18 protein-coding genes and 1 riboswitch are annotated in these 23,294 nt (G+C 71.2%); of the genes, 14 read left to right on the plus strand and 4 right to left on the minus strand.

Annotation, left to right across the window (positions count from 1 at the left end; translation table 11 throughout):
* Nucleotides 1-155: 155 nt before the first annotated feature.
* Nucleotides 156-1,301 carry a glycosyltransferase gene (locus tag ACQP1N_RS25745; RefSeq protein ID WP_067793638.1) on the minus strand — a complete coding sequence of 382 codons (1,146 nt, stop codon included), beginning with the start codon at nt 1,299-1,301 and terminating at the stop codon, nt 156-158.
* 91 nt (nt 1,302-1,392) lie between these two features.
* Between ACQP1N_RS25745 and ACQP1N_RS25750 the strand changes: the two genes are divergently transcribed.
* The 7 genes from ACQP1N_RS25750 (at nt 1,393) to ACQP1N_RS25780 (ending at nt 7,962) form a co-directional block, all read left to right on the plus strand.
* On the plus strand, nt 1,393-2,760 hold the full coding sequence (locus ACQP1N_RS25750; protein ID WP_433227175.1) for an N-6 DNA methylase: 1,368 nt from the start codon (nt 1,393-1,395) through the stop codon (nt 2,758-2,760).
* Nucleotides 2,753-3,784: a restriction endonuclease subunit S gene (locus ACQP1N_RS25755; RefSeq protein WP_131732590.1), complete on the plus strand. Its 1,032-nt coding sequence runs from the start codon at nt 2,753-2,755 to the stop codon at nt 3,782-3,784. The genes ACQP1N_RS25750 and ACQP1N_RS25755 overlap by 8 nt, the downstream gene beginning before the upstream one ends.
* A 253-nt stretch (nt 3,785-4,037) precedes the next feature.
* Nucleotides 4,038-4,553 (plus strand): ATP-binding protein, encoded by a 516-nt coding sequence (locus ACQP1N_RS25760; protein ID WP_165488371.1) that lies wholly within the window; start codon nt 4,038-4,040, stop codon nt 4,551-4,553.
* A gap of 83 nt (nt 4,554-4,636) precedes the next feature.
* Complete coding sequence (locus ACQP1N_RS25765; RefSeq protein ID WP_169804027.1) at nt 4,637-5,356, plus strand: SAM-dependent methyltransferase; 720 nt, start codon at nt 4,637-4,639, stop codon at nt 5,354-5,356.
* 132 nt (nt 5,357-5,488) lie between these two features.
* Nucleotides 5,489-6,535, plus strand: a complete 1,047-nt coding sequence (locus ACQP1N_RS25770) for a hypothetical protein (RefSeq protein WP_067793643.1) — start codon at nt 5,489-5,491, stop codon at nt 6,533-6,535.
* Between the two features lie 40 nt (nt 6,536-6,575).
* Complete coding sequence (locus ACQP1N_RS25775; RefSeq protein WP_433227178.1) at nt 6,576-7,331, plus strand: class I SAM-dependent methyltransferase; 756 nt, start codon at nt 6,576-6,578, stop codon at nt 7,329-7,331.
* 31 nt (nt 7,332-7,362) lie between these two features.
* Nucleotides 7,363-7,962: a class I SAM-dependent methyltransferase gene (locus tag ACQP1N_RS25780; protein ID WP_067793645.1), complete on the plus strand. Its 600-nt coding sequence runs from the start codon at nt 7,363-7,365 to the stop codon at nt 7,960-7,962.
* On the opposite strand, the gene ACQP1N_RS25785 is transcribed toward ACQP1N_RS25780, so the two are convergent.
* On the minus strand, nt 7,959-8,777 hold the full coding sequence (locus ACQP1N_RS25785; RefSeq protein ID WP_067793646.1) for an exodeoxyribonuclease III: 819 nt from the start codon (nt 8,775-8,777) through the stop codon (nt 7,959-7,961). The genes ACQP1N_RS25780 and ACQP1N_RS25785 overlap by 4 nt on opposite strands.
* Before the next feature lie 192 nt (nt 8,778-8,969).
* On the opposite strand from ACQP1N_RS25785, the gene ACQP1N_RS25790 reads away from it, so the two are divergent.
* Both ACQP1N_RS25790 and ACQP1N_RS25795 read left to right on the plus strand, forming a co-directional pair.
* Nucleotides 8,970-10,115 carry an FKBP-type peptidyl-prolyl cis-trans isomerase gene (locus ACQP1N_RS25790; protein ID WP_067793647.1) on the plus strand — a complete coding sequence of 382 codons (1,146 nt, stop codon included), beginning with the start codon at nt 8,970-8,972 and terminating at the stop codon, nt 10,113-10,115.
* 237 nt (nt 10,116-10,352) lie between these two features.
* Complete coding sequence (locus tag ACQP1N_RS25795) at nt 10,353-12,956, plus strand: transglycosylase domain-containing protein (RefSeq protein ID WP_433227181.1); 2,604 nt, start codon at nt 10,353-10,355, stop codon at nt 12,954-12,956.
* Between the two features lie 21 nt (nt 12,957-12,977).
* Here ACQP1N_RS25795 and ACQP1N_RS25800 read toward each other — a convergent pair whose 3' ends face one another.
* Nucleotides 12,978-13,349 (minus strand): hypothetical protein, encoded by a 372-nt coding sequence (locus ACQP1N_RS25800; protein ID WP_131732591.1) that lies wholly within the window; start codon nt 13,347-13,349, stop codon nt 12,978-12,980.
* A 50-nt stretch (nt 13,350-13,399) separates the two neighbouring features.
* A riboswitch (SAM riboswitch) is annotated at nt 13,400-13,516 on the plus strand.
* A 41-nt stretch (nt 13,517-13,557) separates the two neighbouring features.
* Between ACQP1N_RS25800 and ACQP1N_RS25805 the strand changes: the two genes are divergently transcribed.
* From ACQP1N_RS25805 to ACQP1N_RS25820, 4 genes are all read left to right on the plus strand, one after another.
* Nucleotides 13,558-13,818: a hypothetical protein gene (locus ACQP1N_RS25805; RefSeq protein WP_067793649.1), complete on the plus strand. Its 261-nt coding sequence runs from the start codon at nt 13,558-13,560 to the stop codon at nt 13,816-13,818.
* Between the two features lie 101 nt (nt 13,819-13,919).
* Nucleotides 13,920-17,873, plus strand: a complete 3,954-nt coding sequence (locus ACQP1N_RS25810; protein ID WP_433227183.1) for an SseB family protein — start codon at nt 13,920-13,922, stop codon at nt 17,871-17,873.
* The gene (locus ACQP1N_RS25815) at nt 17,870-18,238 is read left to right on the plus strand and encodes a hypothetical protein (RefSeq protein WP_067793651.1); all 369 of its coding nucleotides are present in this window, start codon (nt 17,870-17,872) and stop codon (nt 18,236-18,238) included. Before ACQP1N_RS25810 ends, ACQP1N_RS25815 begins: the two co-directional genes overlap by 4 nt.
* A gap of 118 nt (nt 18,239-18,356) precedes the next feature.
* Complete coding sequence (locus ACQP1N_RS25820; RefSeq protein ID WP_433227185.1) at nt 18,357-19,400, plus strand: hypothetical protein; 1,044 nt, start codon at nt 18,357-18,359, stop codon at nt 19,398-19,400.
* A 353-nt stretch (nt 19,401-19,753) separates the two neighbouring features.
* Here ACQP1N_RS25820 and ACQP1N_RS25825 read toward each other — a convergent pair whose 3' ends face one another.
* Nucleotides 19,754-20,569 (minus strand): TrmH family RNA methyltransferase, encoded by an 816-nt coding sequence (locus ACQP1N_RS25825; protein ID WP_433227187.1) that lies wholly within the window; start codon nt 20,567-20,569, stop codon nt 19,754-19,756.
* A gap of 204 nt (nt 20,570-20,773) precedes the next feature.
* Between ACQP1N_RS25825 and ACQP1N_RS25830 the strand changes: the two genes are divergently transcribed.
* A complete protein-coding gene (locus tag ACQP1N_RS25830) occupies nt 20,774-23,050 on the plus strand; it encodes a substrate-binding domain-containing protein (protein WP_433227189.1) in 2,277 nt (758 codons plus the stop codon).
* Nucleotides 23,051-23,294: the final 244 nt, after the last annotated feature.

Genomic DNA, 23,294 nt, shown 5'->3' on the forward strand with positions numbered 1-23,294 from the left:
GCTCTCGCCCGTTGCAGCGCCTCTCGGCCTCGCACCGAGGTTACCTTCCCCGGCTCCGCGATGTCAGTCATGTCCCACCATGCGGACCGAAACGCCTTGCCCGTAAGGCTTTCCGGCGGCGCAGCCGCCGGACGGGTCAGTGCTTTCGATGCGGGTCATTTCGCATCGAGCCGGGCGGTCGCCGTGCGGCCTTTCCATACGCCGCCGCGGCCGGTGTGGTGCCTGCGCGCGGAGTCGACCGTCATGGCGGCGTAGAGCAGCGCCACGAGCGGCAGACCCAGAGCGCGCAGGGGCGACAGGGCGTAGAAGCGGAGCATGGGGACGTAGGTGAGCGTCATGAGCCCCCAGGCGAGGGCGCCCGCCGCGAGGGCGATCGGGTCGCGGCCGATGAGGCCGGTGAGGGTCGCGGCGGGCGGTATCGCGTAGAGGAGGAGCAGGCCGAGGACGGTGCCCGCCAGCAGGACGGGCGAGTAGCGAAGCTGGTGGTAGGCGCTGCGGACGATCATCATCCACAGGTCGGCGAGGCGGGGGTAGGGGCGGCGGCTGAGCACGTCCCGGCCGAGGTCGAGACGGCAGCGTCCGCCGGCGCGCTTGATGAGGCGCCCCATCGCGACGTCGTCGATCAGCGCGTCGCGGATCGCGGCGACGCCGCCCGCCTTTTCGAGGGTGGTGCGGCGGACCAGCATGCAGCCGCCGGCCGCGGCGGCGGTGCGCGTCCCGTCCCGGGTGACCCGGCGGAACGGGTAGAGCTGCGCGAAGAAGTACACGAACGCGGGGACGATCACGCGTTCCCAGCGGGTCCGGGTGCGGAGCGTCGCCATCTGCGACACGAGGTCGCGCCGGCCGGTCACGGCCTCTGCGACCAGCCTTTTCAGGGTTCCGGGCCGGTAGGCGACATCGGCGTCGGTGAAGAGGAGGAAGTCGGGCCGGCCGGCGGCCCTGACGCCCTCCGCCATCGCCCAGACCTTGCCCGCCCATCCCCCGGGACGCTCTCTCGCGGATATGACCTGCGTGTCCTTGGCGAGGCCGGTGGCCGTTTCGGCGGTGCCGTCGGTACTGCCGTCGTCCACGAGGACCACGCGGAATTCACCCGGATACTCCTGGCCGAGCAGCGTCGGCAGGGTCTCCGGGAGGACGGCCGCCTCGTCACGGGCCGGGATCACGGCCACGACGTCGGGCCATCCGGGCGGCTCCCGGCCGTCCGGGAGGCCGGGCCCGGTCCGCCAGAAACCGCCGTGGGCGAGGGCCAGGTAGAGCCATCCCGCCAGTGCCACCAGCGCCAGGACGTCCATGACCACCATGGTTCGCAGGGTCGCACCGCGCCGTGCGGTCCGTCCACGGGACGCGTCGCTGGGCTAGAGTCTCGCGGCGTCGAGCGTGAGGGGGCAGGCGATGAAGGAGGTTCTCTGGAAGGCCGCCGACAAGCTGCGGGGGTCGGTCGACGCGGGCCAGTACAGGGACTTCGTTCTGGGGCTGGTGTTCCTCAAATACGTGTCGGACTCGTCCGGCGGAGGGGCTTTCCAGGTACCGGACGGGGCGCGGTGGGAGGATCTCACCGCGGCGCCCGGGTCCCTCGGTGAGCGGATCGACTCGGCCATGGACGCGGTCATGCGGGCCAATCCGCCGCTCGACGGCGCCCTTCCGAAGATCTTCAGCGGGGTCGACCAGCGGCGGCTCGGCGAACTCGTCCAACTGATCGGCCAGGTTCGTTTCGGCGGAAAGGCCGCGCGGGACGTGCTGGGCGAGGTCTACGAGTACTTCCTGGAGAAGTTCGCTCGCGCGGAGGGGAAACGCGGCGGCGAGTTCTACACGCCGCCCAGCGTGGTGCGGCTGCTCGTCGAGATCCTGGAGCCGTACAAGGGCCGGGTGTACGACCCGTGCTGCGGTTCCGGCGGCATGTTCGTGCAGGCGGAGAAGTTCGTCCTGAGCCACCGGGGACGGCTGGACGACATCGCGGTCCACGGGCAGGAGGCGAACGAGCGGACGTGGCGGCTGGCCAAGATGAACCTCGCCGTTCACGAGATCGCCGGGGATCTGCGCTGCTCGGACACCTTCCATGCGGACGCCCATCCCGGACTCCGGGCCGATTACGTGCTGGCCAATCCCCCGTTCAACATGTCGGACTGGTATCGCGACCCCGGCGACCCGCGCTGGAGATACGGCGTCCCGCCGGCCGGGAACGCCAATTTCGCCTGGATCCAGCACATCCTCTCCAAGCTCGGCCCGGACGGCCGCGCGGGCGTCGTGATGGCGAACGGGTCGATGTCGTCCCGCCTGTCGGGGGAGGGCGGGATCCGCGCGGCCCTGGTGGAGGCGGGCCTTGTGTCGTGCATGGTGGCGCTGCCGGACCGGCTCTTCCGCAGCACCCCGATTCCCGCGTGCCTCTGGTTCCTCGACCGGGCCCCGCGGGACCGTGTGCTCTTCGTCGACGCCCGGAGCATGGGGACGATGATCGACCGCACCGAGCGCGTCCTCACCGAGGACGACATCGCCCGGATCGCCGGCGCGTACCGTTCCCGGCGCGGCTCCGGCCATGCGGACGTCCCCGGGTTCTGCCGCTCCGCCGGCCTGGACGAGATCCGGTCCCACGACCATGTCCTCACGCCGGGCCGGTATGTCGGCGCGGCCCGGACGAGCCCCGACGGCGAGCCCATGGCCGACAGGGTCGAGCGCCTCACGAAGGAACTCTTCGCGCATTTCGAGGAGTCGGCGCGGCTCGACCGGGTCGTCCGGGACGAACTGGGGCGCCTGGATGGCTGACGTGACGCTCGGCGAGATCGTCACCTTCTCGAACGGGCGGTCACGCCCCGCCGAGGGCTCCGCCTACCGGACGTACGGCGCGAACGGCGTCATCGGGACGGCCGGTGACTTCAACGCCGGCCCCCACAGCACCATCGTCGGACGCGTGGGGTCTTACTGCGGCGCCGTCCACTACAGCGCCGAACCGTCCTGGGTCACCGACAACGCCATCATCGCCGCCCCGAAAGAGGGGGTGAACCCGCGCTACGTCTACTACCTGCTCACAAGGCTCGACCTGAACCGGTACCGCATCGGGTCGGGGCAGCCGCTGCTCACCCACGGGATCCTGAACCGCCTCACCACCGGGCGCCTGACCCGGGCGCGGCAGGACGCGGCGGCGTCCGTCCTCGGGGCCCTCGACGACAAGATCGCCGTGAACGACCGCATCGCCGCGTGCGGCGACGAACTGATCCGCGCCCGCTACGCATCGTCCGGCGCCCGGGGCGCGATACGGATCGGTGCACTCGGGGATCTCGTCCGGGCCGGCGTTCCGGCCGGCCGGATCGGCCACGGCGAGAACTACATCGCGCTGGAGCACATGCCGAAACGGCACATGTGGCTCTCGACATGGTCCGACGCGTCCGGCGTCACCAGCGCGAAGAGACGCTTCGCATCCGGCGACATCCTCTTCGGCAAGCTCCGCCCCTATTTCCACAAGGTCGGCCTGGCCTTCGTGGACGGTGTCGCGTCAACGGACATCCTCGTCGTCCGCCCGAAGGACCCCGCCCACCGGGGCTGGCTGCTCGCGGCCCTGGCGAGCGACGAGGTGGTCGCCCACGCGTCCGCCATCGGCGACGGCACCCGGATGCCCCGCGCGAAATGGCCGGACATCGCCGCCTTCCAGATCCCCTGGCCCGGCACCACCCGCGCCCGCGCCTTCAACGACTTCGTGACCCCCCTGGCCGCCCGCGTCCAGGCCGCCACCTCCGAAACCAGGGCCCTGACCGCCCTCCGAGACACCCTCCTCCCCCACCTGATCCCCTGACCAGGTGAGACCGGTGCCCGGCTTCACCGTCCGCTGTGTTCGCGAGCAAATCCGCGTTCAGTGACAACCTGAGGGCACAGAGCAATGGTGCGCAGGTCGCGGTAAGGCTCTTGCATGCGCGCAAGCCTTGGTGACTCCGCTGCGGGCACTGCGTCAGAGTGTGTGTTGTTTCACTTCCACGTCCGACTTCGACCAGGCCGAAGAGCACATGTTCGCTTACAGCCCGACACGGAGACGTGAAGCCGACGCCGCCATGAACCCATCAGACGCGTGGTGCGGGTCGCCCGCGCTATTGCCCGCTCCCTCACTCGAACTTGGAATCCCGTCCGCCTGGCCCAACGGCAAGTCGTCCGGACGGCTCATCGGAGAGATCGAACTCGCCGCCACGGCACCGGCCGTGCGGCTCGCCCGGTCCTACGTCCGGGAACTGGTCGGCCAGCACTTCGTCGCCGACCGGTCCGAACTCGTCGACCTCGAACTGCTGACCAGCGAGGCCATGACCGACTCGGTGCTGCACGCGCGGCCGCGCCGGGACGGGACGATCATGCTGGCCGTCCTGCACCTCGACCGGTACGTCCAGGTCGAGATCACCGACGGCGGCGCCGCGCCCGGGCAGCCGCGCCCCGCGGACGGGGCGCTGCCCCTGCACGGGCGGGGGCTCTCCCTGATGAAGGCGCTCGCCACCGACTTCGGCACCCGCGAGGGCAGGAACGGGACGTCCACGTTCTGGTTCGGGGTGGGCGTCCCGGAAGGATGGCGGCTGCCGTGACGCCGGGGTCGACCCTGAGCCCGGCCCCGCGGGCGGAACCGCCCGCGGCCGGGACCGGGACGTCGGCCCCGAACATCGCGAGGATGTGCGACTACCTGCTCGGCGGCAAGGACAACTACGCCGCGGACCGGGAGTCCGCTGAACGGGCACTGCGCAGGTGCCCGATCGTGCCGCGGCTCGTCCAGGCGAACAGGGGCTTCCTGGACCACGCCGCCGCACGGCTCGCCGGGGACGCCGGGCTGCGCCAGTTCGCCGACATCGGCTGCGGGCTGCCCGCGTCCGTCAACGTCGGTGACGTGGTCCGGCGAACCGACCCTGCCTGCCGCGTCGCCTACCTCGACAACGACCCGATGGTGCTCGTGCACGCGCGGGCCCTGCTCGCCGTCGACGAGAACACGGGCGTGGTCGAGGCGGACGTCCGCGATCCCGCCGCGCTGCTCGCCGACCCGGCACTGCGGCGGCTGATCGACCTCGCCGAGCCCGTGGGGGTGTTCCTGCTCGGCGTGCTGGACTTCGTCGCCGACGAGGACGACCCGCGCGGCATCGTGGACGCGCTGGCCGGCGGCCTCGCGCCCGGCAGCCACATCGTGATCAGCCACACGGAGCGGTCGCCGGAACTGGACCCGATCTCCCGGCCGCACCCGCGGCTCGGCACCCCGTTCCGGCCGCGGAGCATGGAGGAGATCACCGGCATCTGCCGCGGCCTGCGGTTGATCGAGCCGTATCCCGTCCGGCTGCCCCACGCCTCGCACGTCACCCGCCCGATGCCGCTGATCGGCTGCATCGGGCGCGTGCCGGGGTGACGCGCGGCCATGCCCACCGCAACGCTCGCCGCCATCGGTGACGGGACGGACACATCCGCGGATCGTCCGGCTCGGACGTTCGGCGCTTCGCTAAGATCAAGGCGTCGACGACTGCCGCATCGAGGGCGAGTGATGACAGCGGACGGTGAGCCGAAGTCTCTCTCCGACATCACCAGGGACATGGGCCTGAACATGTCCGACGTCGCGGCCTTCTCCGGGCTCGACGAGAGCACGATCTTCCGGTTGTGGGACAACGTCGAATGGCTCGACCGGGTCAGCGGACGGTCGCTGCAGAGCCTGATGTCGTCCGTTCCGGGGATCGCCGAGTACTCGATGGCGCACGCCGTCCGCAAGAGACGCGACGGGCTCGTCGACAACCTGCACCGCGAAGGGCTGGCCGTCGACCTGGGCGCCCTGGAGAACTCGACCGTCCCGCAGCAGCACCTGCTGAACGCCCTTGAGGCGGCGCTGCACATCGTCCGCGGGCAGGCGACGCAGAAGACGTCCTCCTTCATCGCCCGGTTCTGGGGACGCGACCAGGACCGCGCGCTCTCCGCGCTCTACTCCACCGACGCCGGCCACGGCCTGCTGGTGGACCCGCAGAAACTCTTCGACTCCTCGGTCGACCTGGCCCCCCGCCTGAACCGCAAGACGTACTCGTTCCACTCGATCCTGGCGCTCAACATCCTCACGCACCAGGTCAGCAAGGTGACCGGGACGCTGGAGACCGACCTCGGCTTCGAAGTGCCCGGACGGCAGGCCGCGTTCATGATGCGCGGCGTCGTGATGGGAACCCTGATCGGCTCGAACGACTTCGAACTCGCCGAGCGGTACCGCAGGGAACTCGACGCCACGCCCGTGTACGCGGCACTGGAGGAATGGGCGTTCCCGACCTACACCAGAGACGGCCGCATCAGCAGCGACTTCACCTTGCCGAGCTCCCTGTCGCTGCGCAACACGGCGACCGAGGTGCTGCGCGAGATAGCGGTCTACAACGACGCCTACCTGTACTACCTGGTGTCGACGTACATTCCGCTGGCGTTGAAGCGCGACCCCGCGTTCGGTGGCAAGATCACCGAGTTGATCCAGGCGCTGGAACTGCGCGGGGCCGACTGCCAGGACAGAAGGACACGACAGGCCTGTAACACGCTGGTGCGGCGGCTGAAGGTCAGCGCCTGAACCGGTGTGGGACACGGCCGCACGGAGAAATGGGGAGCCGGTGGAGGACACGGCGCAGGCCATCGCGAATCTGACCCGCGAAAGGTGGGAGGCCAACGCGCAGTATTGGGTCAAGGTGATCCGGGAGCGCCGCGACCGGTACCGGACCGAACTGACCGACGCCGCCGTCCTCGACGCCGTCGGCCCCTGCGCGGGGCTGCGCGTCCTGGACGCCGGATGCGGCGAAGGCTACCTCTCCCGCACGCTCGCCTCCATGGGCGCGGACGTCACCGGCGTGGACGCCGCGCAAGGGCTGGTCGACGCGGCCTCGTCCCATCCGTCGCCCGGCGCCGAATTCCTCCGCGCCAGTGTCGAGGACCTGCCCCTGGACGACGATCAGTACGACCTCGTCCTCTGCAACCACCTGTTCAGCCACCTGCAGGACCCGTCCCGCGCCATCGGCGAGTTCGCACGCGTCCTGAAGAGCGGCGGGCGGCTGATCCTGCTGACCCTGCACCCGTGCTTCTACGTCGAGAACTCCGAGCAGGGCGCGATGAACAGCGTCCCGGCGGCGCAGTACTTCGCCCCGCGCGGCATCGACCAGCGGTTCATGGTGGACGGCATGGAATCCCCTTCGATGATCACAAGCTGGCTCCGGCCGCTGGAGTACTACGCTGGAACGCTCCGAGACGCCGGATTCGTCATCGCGGACCTCCGCGAACCGCATCCAACGGAAGAGCAACTGCGGGACGACCCGTGGTGGCGCAAGGGCTTCCCCACGGCGATGTTCCTGCTCCTGATCGCGGAGCGCCGCTAGGGTCCTCCCCCGTGCCGCTAGGGTCCTCCCTATGGAGGACGTGCCATCCGGGCTGGCCGGGCATCCGGACAGGCTCCGGTGGAACAGCAAGTACGAGGCCGCGCCCGGCCTGTCCCCCGTCCATCCGCTGGCGGAACGGGCGCTGGCGCTGCCGATGCCGGACGGCGGGGTGCTCGACCTCGCCTCCGGGCCGTCCGGCAGCGCGCTGCTGGCCGCCGCCGCGGGACGGCACGTGACGGCCGTCGACATCTCCGAGATCGCGCTCGGCCGGCTCGGCGCGCAGGCCCGGCGGCGCGGCCTCGGCTCGCTGATCACGCTCGTCCAGGCCGACCTCGGCGGCTGGCGGCCGGAGCCGCCGGGATACGCGCTCGTCCTGTGCACCGGGTTCTGGGACCGCGCCGTGTTCGGGCGCGCGGCCGGCGCCGTCCTGCCGGGCGGGCTGCTGGCCTGGGAGGCGTTCACCGAGGACGCCCGCCGCGACCGGCCGCGGATGCCCGCCGAATGGTGTCTCGCGGCCGGCGAGCCCGCCTCTCTCCTGCCCGGCGGCTACACCGTCCTCTCCCAGGCCGACGACCCGGCCACCGCCAAACGGCACCTCCTGGCCCGGCGTCACTCCGGGCCGGCGCGTTAATCCAGATCGACCACCACGGGGGCATGGTCGGACGGCCCCTTGCCCTTGCGGGCCTCCCGGTCGACGTAGGCGGAGCCGACCCGCTCGGCCACGGGGGCGCTCGCATAGAACAGGTCGATGCGCATACCGAGGTTCTTGTGGAACATCCCTGCCCGATAATCCCAGTACGTGTAGGGGTGGGGGCCCTTCATCGGGGTGGGGACGACGTCGTCCAGGCCCAGGGCGCGCAGGTCGGCGAGTACCCGGCGCTCGGCGGGCGTGACGTGGGTGGAGCCGGCGAACGCGGCCGGGTCCCAGACGTCGTCGTCGGTGGGCGCCACGTTGTAGTCGCCGCACGCGACCAGCGGCGTCCCGCCGGCCAGTTCGGCGGCCAGCGCGTCGCGGAGGGCCGCGAACCAGTCGAGCTTGTAGGCGTAGTGGGCCGACTCCGGGGTGCGGCCGTTCGGCGCGTAAAGCGACCAGATCCGTATCCCGCCGCAGGTGGCGCCGATCGCGCGGGCCTCCGGAGTCAGCAGGACCGGCTCGGTCAGCTTCGTCTGCTCCTCCGCCTCGCCCTCGTACACGGGTTCGCCGGGAAAGCCGTTGGAGACGTCCTCGATGCCGACCCGGGAAAGAATCGCCACCCCGTTCCACCGGCCGTCGCCGTGCGCGGCGGTGGTGTAGCCGAGTTCCGCGACATCGGCGGACGGGAACATGTCCGCGGGGCACTTGGTCTCCTGCAGGCAGAGGACGTCCGGCTTGGTCTCGTCCAGCCAGGAGAGAAGGCGCGGCAGCCGGGCCTTGACCGAGTTGACGTTCCACGTCGCGAGTCGCATCCCCCCAGCCTGCCATCCGGCGGCGCTATCCTGGCGGCTTCCCCTGTCCCCTGCCGGACGGCACCGTAGACGTCGCGTGACCGGTAGATTGCGGGTCGGCCTCCTTTACACGGTTTTCACGCTGTGCTTAGCCCGGCCCTGGAAGGGTGGTCACGTTCTTGATGTCGTCAAACCCGGAGCAAGTGAGGAACCATGTCCGAGGATGACAAGCCCCGGGGCAAGCCGGCGGTCAAGGCGAAGGCGAAGATCCCGAACGCCCAGAGCATCCGCAGCCCCGAGTTCACCCCCCACGGCATCAGCGCGGGCCGCGGCAGCGGGCTGAACCGGCCGTCCGCGCTGACCGCCAAGCAGGCGCGCAAGCGGCGGCTGATGATGATCGCCGGAATCGTCGTGGCCGCGCTGGCGATCTCCGGGGGCGTGGCGTGGTGGGTCACCCGCCCCGGCCCCAGGCTTGAGGTGAGCGGCAAGTTCGGGGCCGAGCCGAAGGTGGAGATCCCCACCAAGCTGGAGCCGGCCAAGACCCTCAAGGTGACCACCCCCATCCGGGGCACCGGTCGCGCGCTCGCCGACGGCGACACCGTCTACGTCCAGTTCGCCACCTACAAGTGGGCCAAGGACAAGGACGAGGAGAACTCGCGCGTCAAGAGCAGCAGCGAGAAGGTCAGCTCCACCTATGAGCAGCAGGCGCAGCAGCCGAGCGGCCCGCGGCCCCTCGTCGTCGGCAAGAGCGGCCTGAAGGACATCGACAAGAACCTGGTCGGCAAGACCGTCGGCAGCCGGGTCGTCCTGCAGCTCCCGCCGTCCAAGGACCTCAGCCAGCTGAGCCCGCAGCAGATCGGCAAGACCGACGCGGTCATATTCATCCTGGACATCCAGGCCGCCGTGCCGAAGGACCCGCAGCCGCAGGGCACCGAGAAGAAGCTGGACGACAAGAACCTGCCCAAGGTCGAGGACAAGGGCGCCGGCAAGGAGCCCAAGGTCACGATCCCGGGCCGGGACGCGCCGGACAAGCTCCAGGTCAAGACCCTCGTCGAGGGCACCGGGCCCGCGCTCGCCAAGGGCGACGACGCCATCGTGCACTACGTGGGCAAGATCTGGAAGAGCGGCGACAAGTTCGACTCCAGCTGGGACAACAAGCAGCCGGCGAACTTCCCGATCGGCACCGGCGCGACCATCCCCGGCTTCGACAAGGGCCTCACGGGCGCGAAGGTCGGCAGCCGCGTGCTGCTCGTCCTGCCGCCCGCCGACGGCTACGGCAAGCAGGGCAGCCCGCCCAAGATCAAGGGCGACGACACCCTGGTGTTCGTCGTGGACATCCTCGCCAAGATCCAGAAGTAGGCGGGGGCGCGGCACGGCCGCGGGCGGACTCGCCGGAGAACGGGAGAGCGGCGGGGGACCCGATCGGGACCCCGCCGCTCGGCGTTTGCGAAAAGTCGCGTTGCGACATCCGTCACGACAACCGGCGGAGCCGATCGCCCGTCTCCCTATTGGGAGGCCATGGGTTGCGCATTGGGCGGCCGGCGCACGGATCCCCTCCAGGTATCGTCCGGTGAAAGAATTGATCACGGGGGGCTTGTGAGCGACAGCGGAAAGACCCCGGAGGGCGGCGCGCCCACCGGGCCCGGCGAGGCGGACCTGCCCGACACCCAGGTCGGGGCGCCGGCCGGGGCGGACGGTCCGGCGATCGGCACGCTGACCGCGCAGACCGAAGAAGCCGCCCAGAAGCCGGAATTCCCGGCCGAGGACGACATATCTCAGAACGGCGGCAAGGACCGCGAAGCGCGCGAGTCCGCCGGGGACGCGGCCGAATCGTCCGGCACCGAAACGGCGCACGAAGCATCCGGCGGCAAAGCGCCCGAGGCCGAAGCGACCGACGCCGAAACGGCCGGAACCGAAACGGATGAGGCGGGTGAAGCCGCGCCCGCCGGGGTTGAGGCACCGAGCACGGGTGATACCAAGGCCATGCCTGCCGCCTCGTCCAAGCACGGCTCCGAGCACGGCGGGCCGCCGCCCGGAAGCGGCGGGCCCGGCGGTGGCGGCGGACGGGGCCGGGGGCCGCGCAAGCCGCGCAGCCGCAAGGCGCGGTTCCTGCGCCGGACGCTGTTCCTGCTGTTCGGGCTCATCGGGTTCTGCATCGCCGCGTTCGTCCTCGCCTACGTGTTCACCCCCGTGCCGTCCCCGCAGGAGAAGGCGATCGCGCAGGGGCCGACGTTCTACTACTCCGACGGCAGGACGGAGATCGCGAAGACCGGCATCAACCGGGACGCGGTCAAGCTCGACCGGATCCCGAAGAGCACCCGCAACGCGGTCATCGCCGCGGAGAACGGCAGCTTCTACGACGACCCGGGCGTGTCGGTGGCGGGTACGGCGCGGGCCTTCTGGTCCACGGTGACCGGGCGGCAGTTGCAGGGCGGGTCGACGATCACGCAGCAGATGGTCCGCAACTACTACGGCGGCATCGGCAAGGAGCGGTCGCTCACCCGCAAGCTCAAAGAGATCATGGTCGCGCTGAAGGTGGACCGGGAGAAGCCCAAGGACTGGATCCTGGAGCAGTACCTCAACACGATCTACTTCGGGCGCAACGCCTACGGGGTGCAGGCCGCCGCCCACGCCTACTACGACAAGGACGTCTCGGACCTGACGCCCGCCGAGGGCGCCTACCTCGCCGCCGCCATCCAGCAGCCGAGCAACTTCTCCGACCCGACCGGCGACCAGCGCGTCCGCGCCGAGCAGCGGTGGCGCGCCGTCCTCGGCAACATGGTCCGGGACGGGTTCCTGACGTCCGCCGACGCCGCGTCGATGAAGTTCCCCCTGCCGGTCAAGCAGAAGATCACCGACGTCCTCAAGGGCCAGAAGGGCTACATGGTCAACGTGGCCAAGAAGGAGCTCACCGAGCGCCGCGGCTACAGCGAGGACGAGATCAACCGCAGCGGGCTGAAGATCACCACGACGTTCGACAAGCGGCTGATGGACGCGATGAAGCAGGCCGTGGCGGGCAACACCCCGGACGGGATGAGCAAGAAGATCCGCACCGGGGCGGTGTCGGTCGATCCGTCCACCGGGCAGGTGCTCGCCTTCTACGGCGGCCGCGGCTATCTGGAGGAGGCGCTGAGCAGCGCCTTCGGCGACCACGCGCAGGCCGGGTCGGGGTTCAAGCCGATCGCGCTCGCCGCCGCGCTGCAGGACGGCCGGTCGCTCGACGACACCTACGACGGCAGCTCACCGCAGACGTTCGCCGGCTCGCCCATCCACAACGACAGCGACGAGAACTTCGGGATGGTGGACCTCGTCACCGCCACCCAGCACTCGATCAACACCGCCTACGTCAACCTCGGCCAGGACATCGGCAACGAGAAGATCGCCGAGATGGCCGAGAAGATGGGCATCCCCCGGTCGCAGATGACCGCCGACCAGCGCCACGCCGCGACGTTCCCGCTCGGCATCGTGTCGCTGCATCCCGTCCAGCAGGCGGGCGTGTACGCGACGTTCGCGTCCGAGGGCGTGCACCGGACGCCGTTCGTGGTGAAGTCCGTCACCGGCGGCGAGAACGAGAAGCGCACGTTCACCGAGGAGGGGGAGCGGGCGCTCAGCGTGCAGAACGCGCGGGACGCGACGTATGCGATGCAGCAGGTCGTCCAGGGCGGTACCGGGACGAACGCGCAGCTTCCCGACGGCCGTGAGGTCGCGGGCAAGACCGGCACCACCGACGAGGGCCGGGCGATCTGGTTCAACGGGTTCATCCCGCAGATGGCGACGTCGGTCGCGATGTTCCGCAGCGACGGCAAGCCGCTGAACATCCCCGGCTACGGCGCGTACGGCGGGCAACTGCCCGCACAGATCTGGCGCTCCTACATGTCGGACGCCGTCAACATCAAGGACTACGCGCCCAAGTCGTTCGGGTCGCCGTCCACCACCCCGGGCGGCGGCTACGACACGCCGCCCCCGCAGGACTCGCCCGGCACGCCGGAGCCGCCGCCCACGACCGTGCCGTCCGAGCCGCCGCCGACCACCGAGCAACCCGACATCCCGCTGCCGCCCACGCCGACCGTGCCGCCGACCATCGTCCCGCCCGAGCCCGGCGGGGGCGGCGACCAGCCCGGCGGCGGAGGCGGTGACGGCGGGGGCGGCGGCACCGGCGGTGGAGGCACCGGCGGAGCCGGCCCGGTCTCCTCCAGGTAGCAAGCCCGGTCGCGGGCCGGCTCAGTCGCAGGCCGCGCCGATACTGGCCGGTGTCTCCTTCATCACCGTGTTGAGCTGGGAGACGTCGCCGGTGCCGACGGCGGGCGCGGCGGCGCGCAGCCTGTCCGCCTCCGCCGTCAGCGCCTTCCGCAGCGCACTGTCGTCGGCCTTCTTCGCCAGCCCGTCGACCCGTCCGGCGAGCTGCTCGGTCGCCTGCCGCCACTGCACGGGCTCGGCCGCCGGAATGCTCCTGACCTGGGTGATGTACTGCTGGAACACCTTCTTGGCGTCGGTGCACACCTGGCCGGAGTTGCCGCCCAGCATCCCGCACCCGCTCAGGGCGCCGAGCATCACCACGCCTCCGGCCAGCGCCCGAACCACCCCGTACCGCATCGCACCCTCCCGCTTGATCCCCGACCGGACCCGCATATGATTCCGCACGAGGTCATGAGCGCCAGTGTCAAGCCCCGGCTTGCCGGCCGGCAAGCCTTCGCCCGCGACGGAGTGCCCCGGGTGAGGACCTTGCCGGACGCGGTACCGCGTCCCGGCAAGCGCGGATCCCGACCTTCGCCCGGGGTCCCTGACCCCGGAAGGATCCGGCATGCCCACGCTGCTCGCCCATTCCCTCATCACGCCTGCTGTGACGCACCCCGAGGGGGTCCGGGTTCGCCGCATCCCCCGCGTTGTCGGGGCGGGCCTCCCCGTCCCCCTGCGGGCCGCCGCCCCCTGTCCGAGGGGTGGCGGGGCCGGCGCATCGGCCGGCTCGACGACGCGGTGGGCGGCGTCCGCCGAGCAGCGGCACGAGGCCGGGTCGCCGAACGTCCTCGGCGCGATCGCGCTCGCCGGGCCGGCGGCCCGCTGACCTGCGAACCACCGCGGACAGTCAGGTGAATATGCTTTTTGGTCCTGTTCGCCCATGTAGCGTAAGCAGTCGCGCGGGGACGAGCACGGAGGAAACAGGGGGTGGCGACCGTGGCCGACGCGTGGCGACCCACGTCGGAGCTTGAGCACCGGTTGCAGGAGACCGTACGGGCCGGGGACCAGGAGGGCTACTTCCGCCTCCTCGCGGACAGCGAACTCGTCGTCCCCGTCGCGCCCGATCTGGTGGACGGTGTCCTCGCCAACGAGACGCAGCCGCCATGGCCGACCCAGGAGGAGGACGGCCGTGTCCACGTCCTCGCCTACACCTCGGCGTCGGCGATGCGCGCCTGTCTCGGACCGTCCTACCGGCACTTCATGACGCTCCGGTTCGGCGACCTCGCGGAGACCTGGCCGGACGCCCGCTGGTGGCTCGCCGTGGACGCGCCCGCCCACGGCGCCGGCACCGTCCTGCCCATCGAGGCGCGGCTGCCGGCCTGGTTCGTCCGCCAGGTCGCCGAGGGCGACGGCCGCCCGCCCCGGGTCGGCCGCGCGCCCGCCCCCTGGGAGGAACTCCGCGACCAGCACCGCGACCTGCCCCGCCGGTCGCCGCGCCCCGAGTTCCAGCCCGCCAACGACGTCGAACGCGAACTGCTGCGGGCCGCCGCGAACAACGACCACGACCTGTTCCTGCAGACGCTCGCCGACACCGACGTCCTGCTGCCCGTCCCGGACGACATGGACTACGCGCTGCGTCCGGGCCGTCCCGGTTTCCCCTGGCAGACCCGGGAGGTGGACGGCGCCACGGTCGTGCCGGTCTTCACCTCCCCCGAACGCCTCACCGAGGCGTCCGGCCCGGGCGCCGAGTACATCAAGCTGCCGTTCACCGTCGCCCTGCGCTACTGGCCGAACCACGACTGGCTGCTCGCCATCAACTCCGGCTCCCCCGCCGGCGGGACCGTCCACGCCCAGCAGCTTCCCGGCCTCGCGACCTGGGCCGACCAGCGCGCCGCCCAGCGCATGACGGACCGCTTCGAACCGCAGAACGACATCGAACAGCGCCTCTTCGAGGTCGCCCGCCGACGCGACACCGACACCTTCTACACGCTCCTTCTCGGCGCCCAGGTCCTGGTGCCCGCCGACGCGGACACCCCGTGGGGCATCGTCCCCGGCGACCCCGACTTCCCGTGGCGCCCCGTCCCCGTCCACGGGCGGACGTCGATCCAGGTCTTCACGTCCCTGCGGTGGATGAACGAGGCCATCGGCTCGTCCCGCTTCATCATGCCGAGCCTGCACGAGATGATCGCCGCCTGGCCGGACACGGACTGGACGCTCGTCCTCAACCCCGGGACCCCGATCGACGCGTCCATGCCGGGCGACCAGATCCGCACCCTGCGCGGCCCGGCGACCCCGCCGTCGGCGTCCACGCCCCCGCCCCCGGAGACCCCGGCGGTCCCGGTGGCCCCCGCCGTCCCCTCGGCCGGCGACGAGCGGCACGGCACCCTGGGACGCCACGCGGGCACGCCGCACGAGGACGCTCCGAGCGATGCGGGCCCGCCCCCCGTACCGAGCAGCTCGGGTCCAGCCGGCGGGCCGGGCCTTGAGCCCACGACGCCTCCGGGCGGAGTGCCCCAGGCGGAACACCGCGCGCCCGACCTGCCCGGCCCGGCCCGGCCCGGCCGCCACGCTGGCCTCCCCGCCGAAGAAGCACTGGGCAGCGGTACACCCGATGGCCCCGCCCCAGCGGAGCCCGGTCTCCCGCCGGCCGGCGCCGAGGGCGTTTCCAGCGAGCCGATCGATCTCGCAAACCCCGGTTCAGGCGATGAGCCTGCGGCAGGACGTGAACCCACGGCCCACCCCACCCCGCAAGCGTCCGGCGGGCCGCAGAACAGCGCCCCACCTGTCGAAACGGAAGATCCCACCGGTACCACCGGTGAGCCCTCCAGCCTCCCCCCAAGCACTCCTCACGACCCCGCTTCGGGCGGCACAGGCACATTCCACACGCAGGGCCTCGCCAGTGAGCCCGATAGCGTCCCGAACGCCGCTCCAGGCGGGGAGCCTGGAGCGAGCCCTGAACCCACGGCCCACCGCGACCCCCGCCCGTCCGGCATGTCCGGCGCCCCGGAAGAACCAGGCCGCCACACGGGCATGCCCGGCCGACCGCATGGCAGCGCCGCACCCGCCGGAACGGGCGACCCCACCGGCGAACTCTCCGCCCCGGGCACAGCCCACGAAGCCGCTCCGGGCGGCGCAGGCGCGTCCAGCCCGCCGCAGGATCTTGCGGGCGGCGCGAACACCGGTCCGGACGTCCGGCACGGCACGAGCCCGGAAGCCGCGGCGCACGACGCGCCTCTGGCGCCTGACCCGTCCAGTACGACGGAAGACATCGGCATACCGGGCGTTCCCCAGGAAGGCGTGCCGATCAGCGTTATCGCCACCGAGGCGGCGGGCGGGCACGGCGCAGCAGACCTCGGAGGCCGGCACGGAAGTGAGCCGGGCGGTTCGGGCGCGTCCCCCACGCAGGACATCGGCGGCGAGCCGGGCGCGGGACGTGGACCGGTGCCGCACACCGGCCCTCGCGCGCCTGACACACCGGGAGCGCCGGAGCCGCCCGCGGGCATGCCCGGCTCGCCGCACACAGGTGCGCAGGGCAGCATCGCCGGCACGCCCACCGGCCCCGGCACGGAGGACCTCAGCCGCCGCCCGGGCTCAGCACACGAGCCCGCTCCGGGCGGCGCGGGCGCGGCCGGGACGGGGGACGTTGACGCCGATCCCGACGGTGAGCCCGGTGCGGGCCTGGAAGCCCCGGCACAGGACGCCCCACGCACGCCCAGTGCGCCGCACGAAGGCCCGCAACCCGGCGAGGCCGGTGAACGCGGCACGGACGAGTTCGGCCGGCACCCGGGCGCACTCCATGACAGCGGACCCGGCGACGGCGCGGGCAACGCGCGGAGCGTTGGCGGGGCCGGCACCGAACATCCCGGCGAGGCCCGGCAGGAGGGGGCCGCGGCCGTGCCCGGCCCGCGGGCCCTGCGGGCCGTCGAGGAGCCGGAGCCGGTGTTCGAGCCGGGCAACCGGGTCGACCAGGAACTCTACGAGGCCGCGCTGAGCGGGGACCCCGACGCGTTCCTGCGGGTGCTGCTCAACGCGAACGTGCTCGTGCCGATTCCGGATGAGGCGCCGCTCGAAGTGACGCCGATGCAGCGGGAGTTCCGGTGGGACGCGGCGCTGCGCGGGGAGTCGGCGGTCCAGGTGTTCACGTCGCTGGTGCGGCTGCGCGAGGTGCTGCCGCAGTCCCGGTTCGTCTACGCGGACTTCCGGGAGCTGATCGGCGCATGGCCCCGGGACGACTGGGCGATGCTGCTCAACCCGGGGACGCGCATCGGGGCGTCGCTGCAGGGCGACCAGGTGCGGGCGCTCAGCGAGTGGGCGATGCGGATCGGGCTCGTCCCGGCGCGGCCCGAAGTGCCGCTCCCGCCGCCGCGGCCGGAGCCGTCCGCGGCGCAACTGCCGTCCGACCCCGACGACCGCGTCTCGGCCCCGACGATCATGCAGAAGGTCGTCCCGCACGGGCACGTCGCCTGGTACCTGGAGCAGGGCTACGACCGGGTCGGCGGCTTCGTCCACTCGACCGCGGACGTCGCCGAACTGCAGACGCCCGTCCAGTTGTACGAGGCACTGGGGCTGCTCTACGCCGACTCGTCGTTCTCACTGGCCGACGAGGGCGTGTACGTCATCCGGTGGCCCGCGTACTGCCCTGATCTGTACCGGGTTCCGTTCGGCGGACAGGACGAGGCGGAGATGGCCGCCTGGGGCGAGGCCGGCTGGGTCATCGAGCGGCCGCCGTTCCTGGGCGGCGGCTTCGCGCCGGGAAGCGCCGGGTCGATCCGCGAATACAAGGTCGACAGCGTCCGGCTGCCGTACGGCGCGGAGATGTACTACCTCGGCCGCGACCGTTCCGAGCGGTTCGTGGCGATGTACGACCCCGACCGGCTCGCCTGGCTGCGGCCGGAGCCGAGTCCGGAGGTCCGGGACGGGTGGACGGAGGCCACGCAGTGATCCGGGACGGGTACGTCGCGCGCTGGCTCGGACGCGACTTCGAGGCCGCGCCGGGCGCCGACGGCGAGGTCAGGCTGTACGCGCCCGGCCCGACGGACGGGTTCGAGGAACTGCGGCCCGGACGCTTCCGCCGCATCGTCCCCGCGTCCGAGGTCGAGGACCTCCGGTACGTCCGGACGACGTGCCGCTGGCGCGGTGAGCGGTTCGTCATCGTCGGCGAGCACGAGACCTGGGTGCGCGTCGAATACATGGGCGGGCGGGCCCCGGTCGCCGAGGCTCTCGGGCTCGACCGCGTCGACCAGGGCATCTGGCAGGCGTGGGCCCCCGGCGCGGAGATCGAGGACGTCCGGGAAGAGTTCATCTGACCCCGGATGGACTTGCTTTGCCCCGGTGATCCGTGTTCGCATGATTCCCGAGGCGATCCCTCAGTAGTGAATATCTGGCACAGGCGCTCAACGGCGAGGCGACGGAGGTGCTACGGCAGTGCTCTGCCGATCGGCGGTCAAACCGGTGTTCATCGGTCTCGGTGCGGCGGCCGTCCTCGCCGCCGGCGGCACATCAGCCATAGCCGCACCCCCGTCCCCCTCAGGCTCGGCCTCACCGTCCGCCTCCCGGCCGGCCACCACGGGCAGGCTCGCGGTGAGCATCAGCCCGCATGCTTCCGAGGCGGGCCCCGGTGACAGGGTGACGTTGCGGACGCACATCGAGGCCGTGGACGGCAGAGTCTCCGGCATCAAGGTCGAGCGCATCGTGGCGACCCCGCAGTCGGCGGACGCGACGGTCGAGAGCAGGTGCCTCTCTCCGTTCCACGCCTCCGACTGCACCATCGAGAAGCTCAAGAGCGGCGAGTCCGCGAACGTCGAGTCGACGGTGTCCGTCCCCAAGTCCACGAAGAAAACGGTGACGGTGACGGTCACCGTGATCGTGAGTGCGACCGGGCTGAAGGACTCGACTCCGACCGCCACCGTCACCTACGTCGTGCCGGAGCAGTCCCCGACCCCGACCCCGACCAAGTCGCCCACCGCCTCACCGACGAAGAAGCCGACGCCGACGCCGACCAAGAAGCCGGCCAAGCCGTCACCCAGTCACACGTCGTCGTCCGGGACGTCCCACGGGGGCTCGGGTGGCGGCGGCGGGTCCTCGTCCAGTGGCGGGTCGTCGTCCACCGGGACGGGGACCAGCACGAGCGGATACGTTCCGCCGACACCGAACTCCTCATTCGACGCCAAGCCCCCCGAGGTGGCGTTGCCGCAGATCCAGGCGCCCAGCCCGTCGGTCGCACCGAGCCCGGTGCCCGGGTCGGGGACGCCGCAGAGCCGGTTGCAGGGCAACAAGGCGCCCGTCGCGCAGGACCTCACGTTCGAGCGGATGGCGAGCACGCAGATCGCCTGGCTCGCCGCCCTGCTGGTCGCGTTCTCGCTCCTGCTCACCCAACTGCGGCTCGGGCGGCGGCACACGCCGGCCGCCGCCGCGAAACGCGTGCGGGGAACCCACCGCCGCCCCCGCCGCGGCATGTTCGGCAAGTAACCGCACCGCGTCACGTTCGCACCGTTACCTGGCCCATCCGTCACGGGAGTCCCGGGTACACACAGGAATGACGACCGGCCCACGACGATGGTCTCTTCACCGTTGTCAAGCAATGCCAATCCAGCCAGACCAATTTCTCGGGTGGACAGGAAAGGCCGGGGGCACGCAAATCGCCTTGCGGGTCTTCGGGGGCGGTCCAGGAGAGTCAAGCCGCGGGCGCGGACACGGGTGTTCCCGGTGCTGGTCACCCCACCCCTCCATCAGGGCGAAATGACTGGTGGATGCGCCCGGCCGGCCGGGCGGAGAACGGAGCGAGTGCGTATTATCCGCTTTTCAAAAATGCCCTCAGTTGATCAATCTTTGGTGAGGGTGTAGCAGGCTATTGCGGCGGCGGCCACGACATTGAGGGAATCGACGCCGCGGGCCAGGGCCGTTTCTTTCATGGGAATGCGGACGCGGTGATCGGCCTCGTTCAGCCAGCGGGACGAAAGACCGTCCCCCTCGGCGCCCAGGAGCAGCGCCCGGCGATCGGCCGTTTTCACCTCGTCGATGGGTTCCGCGTCCGGGGACGGAGTCAGGGCGAGGAATTGGAACCCGGCGGCGCGGATCAGGGCCAGGTCGTTGTGCCAGTCGGTCATGCGGGCGTACGGGAGGGCGAAGACGGCGCCCATGGAGACCTTGACCGCGCGGCGGTAGAGGGGATCGGCGCAGCGGGGGGCGAGGACTGCGGCGTCGACGCCGAGGGCCGCCGCGCAGCGGAAGATCGCGCCGATGTTGGTGTGGTCGACGATGTCCTCGCAGATGATGAGGCTGCGGGCGGTGGTGAGGACGGTGCTCAGCGGGGGCAGCGGGAGGCGTTCGAGGGACGCCAGGGCGCCGCGGTGCACCTGGAAGCCGGTGATCGACTCCATGGTGGCGTCGTCCGCGACGTAGACGGGGGCGTCCAGGCCGTCCAGGACGTCCGCGAGAGGGGCGGCCCAGCGGCGCGCCATCAGCAGGGACCGGACGGGGTGGCCGGCACCGATCGCGCGGCGGATCACCTTCTCGCCCTCCGCGACGAACAGGCCGTGCTCGGCCTCCAGGCTCTTGCGGAGGTTCACGTCGCGGAGCCGTACATAGTCGGCGATCCGCGGGTCGGCGGGGTCGGAGACGGGGATCAGATCGGCCATGCCCCCAGTCTGCCGCCGCCGGGCCACCGGACGGTTCGTACCAGCTTGATCGCAGGATGTGAGAGCTGAGAGTAATGCCAGGATCGTCAGGCCATACGGTGATGACCTGCGTCATTATCACTTTTGATCTCTTTGTAACCTCTGGTTCGTACTACTACAGTGCCGGGGAGCATCGGCGGGTTTCGGGTGAATCGAGGGCAGGGCATGAGCGGACGTCATCGCAATGACTTCCCCGAGGGGATGGACGGCGGCTACGACCCGTCCAGACCCGTCTTCGGCCCGGCCAACGATGGGTCGTCCGACTGGTTCGGACCGCGGGACGGCCAGAGCGGGCCGCTCGCCCAGCCCCCGGCCGGGCCGCAGGGCGCGCCGCCCGGCGCGCCGGGTGAGGCGCCGGAGTGGTTCACGCCGCGCCAGTCGTCCGAGGAGCCGGTCTACGGTTCCGGCGGCACCTCCGATGCGGGCGGCTACGGGCTCGGACGGTCCGGTGGACACCCCCAGGGTGAACCGCGCTCCGCGTCCCCGCAGGGCCCCCCGCCCGAATCCTCGCCGCTCGCCGGCACCGGGTACAGCGAGTACGACTCGATCCGGAGTTCGGACGGCGGCCCGCCCGGTGCCTTCGGCGGTGGTTCGGGCGGCTCCGGCGGTTACGGCGGCGGTCCCGGTGGTCCGGGGCGTTCCGGCGGCTATGGCGGGGGCGGTTCGGGCGGCTATGGCGGGGGCGGTTCGGGCGGCTACGAGTACGGGCGCCGCAGGCGCAAGCGCAGCGCGACCGCGCTGATCGGGCCGATGGCCGGGGCGGTGGGTCTCGCGGTGCTGCTCGGCGTCGGCGTCTACGCGTTCGCCGAGAGCGGCGGCGGCTGCTCCGGCGACGACGCGATGAACCTGTCCGTCGCGGCGGCGCCCGACATCGCGCCGGCCGTGGAGAAGGCCGCCGGACGCTTCAACGACACCAAGCACAAGGTCGACGGCAAGTGCGTCAAGGCGACGGTGAAGAAGACCGAGTCGTCGGCGGTGACGACCCTGCTGTCCGGGCAGGCCGTGACGAACGAGCGCCCGGACGTGTGGATCCCCGACTCGTCCATGTGGATCTCGCTGGCCCAGTCGAACGCCGAGAAGGGCGCCGACCAGGGCGGCGTCGTCTCCACCAAGACCTCCGTCGCGACGAGCCCGATCGTCATCGGGCTGCCGCGGTCGCTTGCGATGCAGTTGAAGCAGCAGGGCATCACCGCCAGCCCGTCCTGGGACAACCTGCTGAAGGCCGCCGGCGGTGTCGCGGGCGGCGCGGTGACCAAGAACCAGATGATCCCGGCCGGTTCGGTGCGGCTGGTCGTGCCCGACCCGATGAGGAACGCGGCGGGCATGGGCTCGCTCATGGTCACGAGCACGCTGCTGGCGAACGACCCCAACCGCGACTCGATCTTCACCGGCATCGTCCGGACGGTCCGGGAGAGCACCGTCCCCACGGTGGAGGCGGAGTTCGCGGCGTTCCGCAAGGAGGGCGGCGGCAAGAAGCCGATCTCGCTGTCGTCCGAGCAGTCGCTCTTCCAGTACAACAGGACGAAGCCGGACGAGCCGGCGGTGGCGCTGTACCCGATCGAGGGCACGCTGTCGATGGACTACCCGTTCGCCGTCACCAGCAAGGATTCCGGCAAGCAGAAGGGCGCCCGCCTGCTGGAGCAGGCGATGACCACCGAGGCCACCCGCAAGGACGTCCACGAGCTGGGCTTCCGCACCCCGGACGGCAAGGCGCCGACCGGCTTCACCCAGGCGGCCGGGGTCAGCCCGGCCAGGCCGCGGCAGTTGCCCGCGCCGAAGCGCGAGGACGTCGCGAAGGTCATGCAGGCGTGGGCGAAGCTGTCGCTCGGGCTGCGCATGGTGACGCTGGTCGACGTGTCCGGCTCGATGGCGGAGAAGGTCGGCCCGAACGTCGACCGGCTGCAGGCCATCGCGCAGGTGTCGCAGGGCGGCCTCAGCATGATGTCGAACGACACCGAACTCGGCCTGTGGCTGTTCTCCACGAACATGAACGGCGACCTGCCGTACAAGGTGGCGGTGCCGATCGGCTCGCTCGGTGAGCGGATCGGGTCCAACACCCGGCGCGGCCTCGTCCTGTCGGCGCTCAACCAGATGCGGCCGAAGGCGACCGGCGACACCGGCCTGTACCGGACGATGCTGGCCGCGTACAAGGAGATGAACAAGACCTACAAGCCGGAGTTCGGCAACTCGATCCTGCTGCTGACGGACGGCAAGAACGACGACGACGGCGGTCCCACGCTGGCGGAGACGCTGAAGCAGCTGAAGGCCATGCAGGACCCGAACAAGCCGATCCAGGTCAACATGATCGGGTTCGGCAAGGGCGTGGACCGGGGCGAGCTGGAGCAGATCGCCGCGGCGACGAACGGCAACGTCCAGGTCGCGCAGACCCGGCAGGAGATCTCCAGGATCTTCCTGAAGATGCTGTCCCGCCGGATCCAATGATCACTCTCCGGTGATCTTACGGATGCGTCAGGTAGTTTCTGAATTTTTCCTGCCGGTCGCTGTGAACCCGGCACGGGAGTCGATCGTCAATCTAGTGGAGGCCCGACGGGGAGCGGGGCCGTCGGGCCTCCGACCTACTTTCCCACCCGGCTCGTCACGGGGAAGTGGCCGCCGGTGCGGCGGCGGGAAAGTCTTGTCGCTCCCTTTTCTTGGATCTTCCAGCCCGTCCCTGATGATGCGGACG

Source organism: Actinomadura formosensis (genome assembly GCF_050948385.1).
Taxonomy (GTDB): Bacteria; Actinomycetota; Actinomycetes; order Streptosporangiales; family Streptosporangiaceae; genus Spirillospora; species Spirillospora formosensis.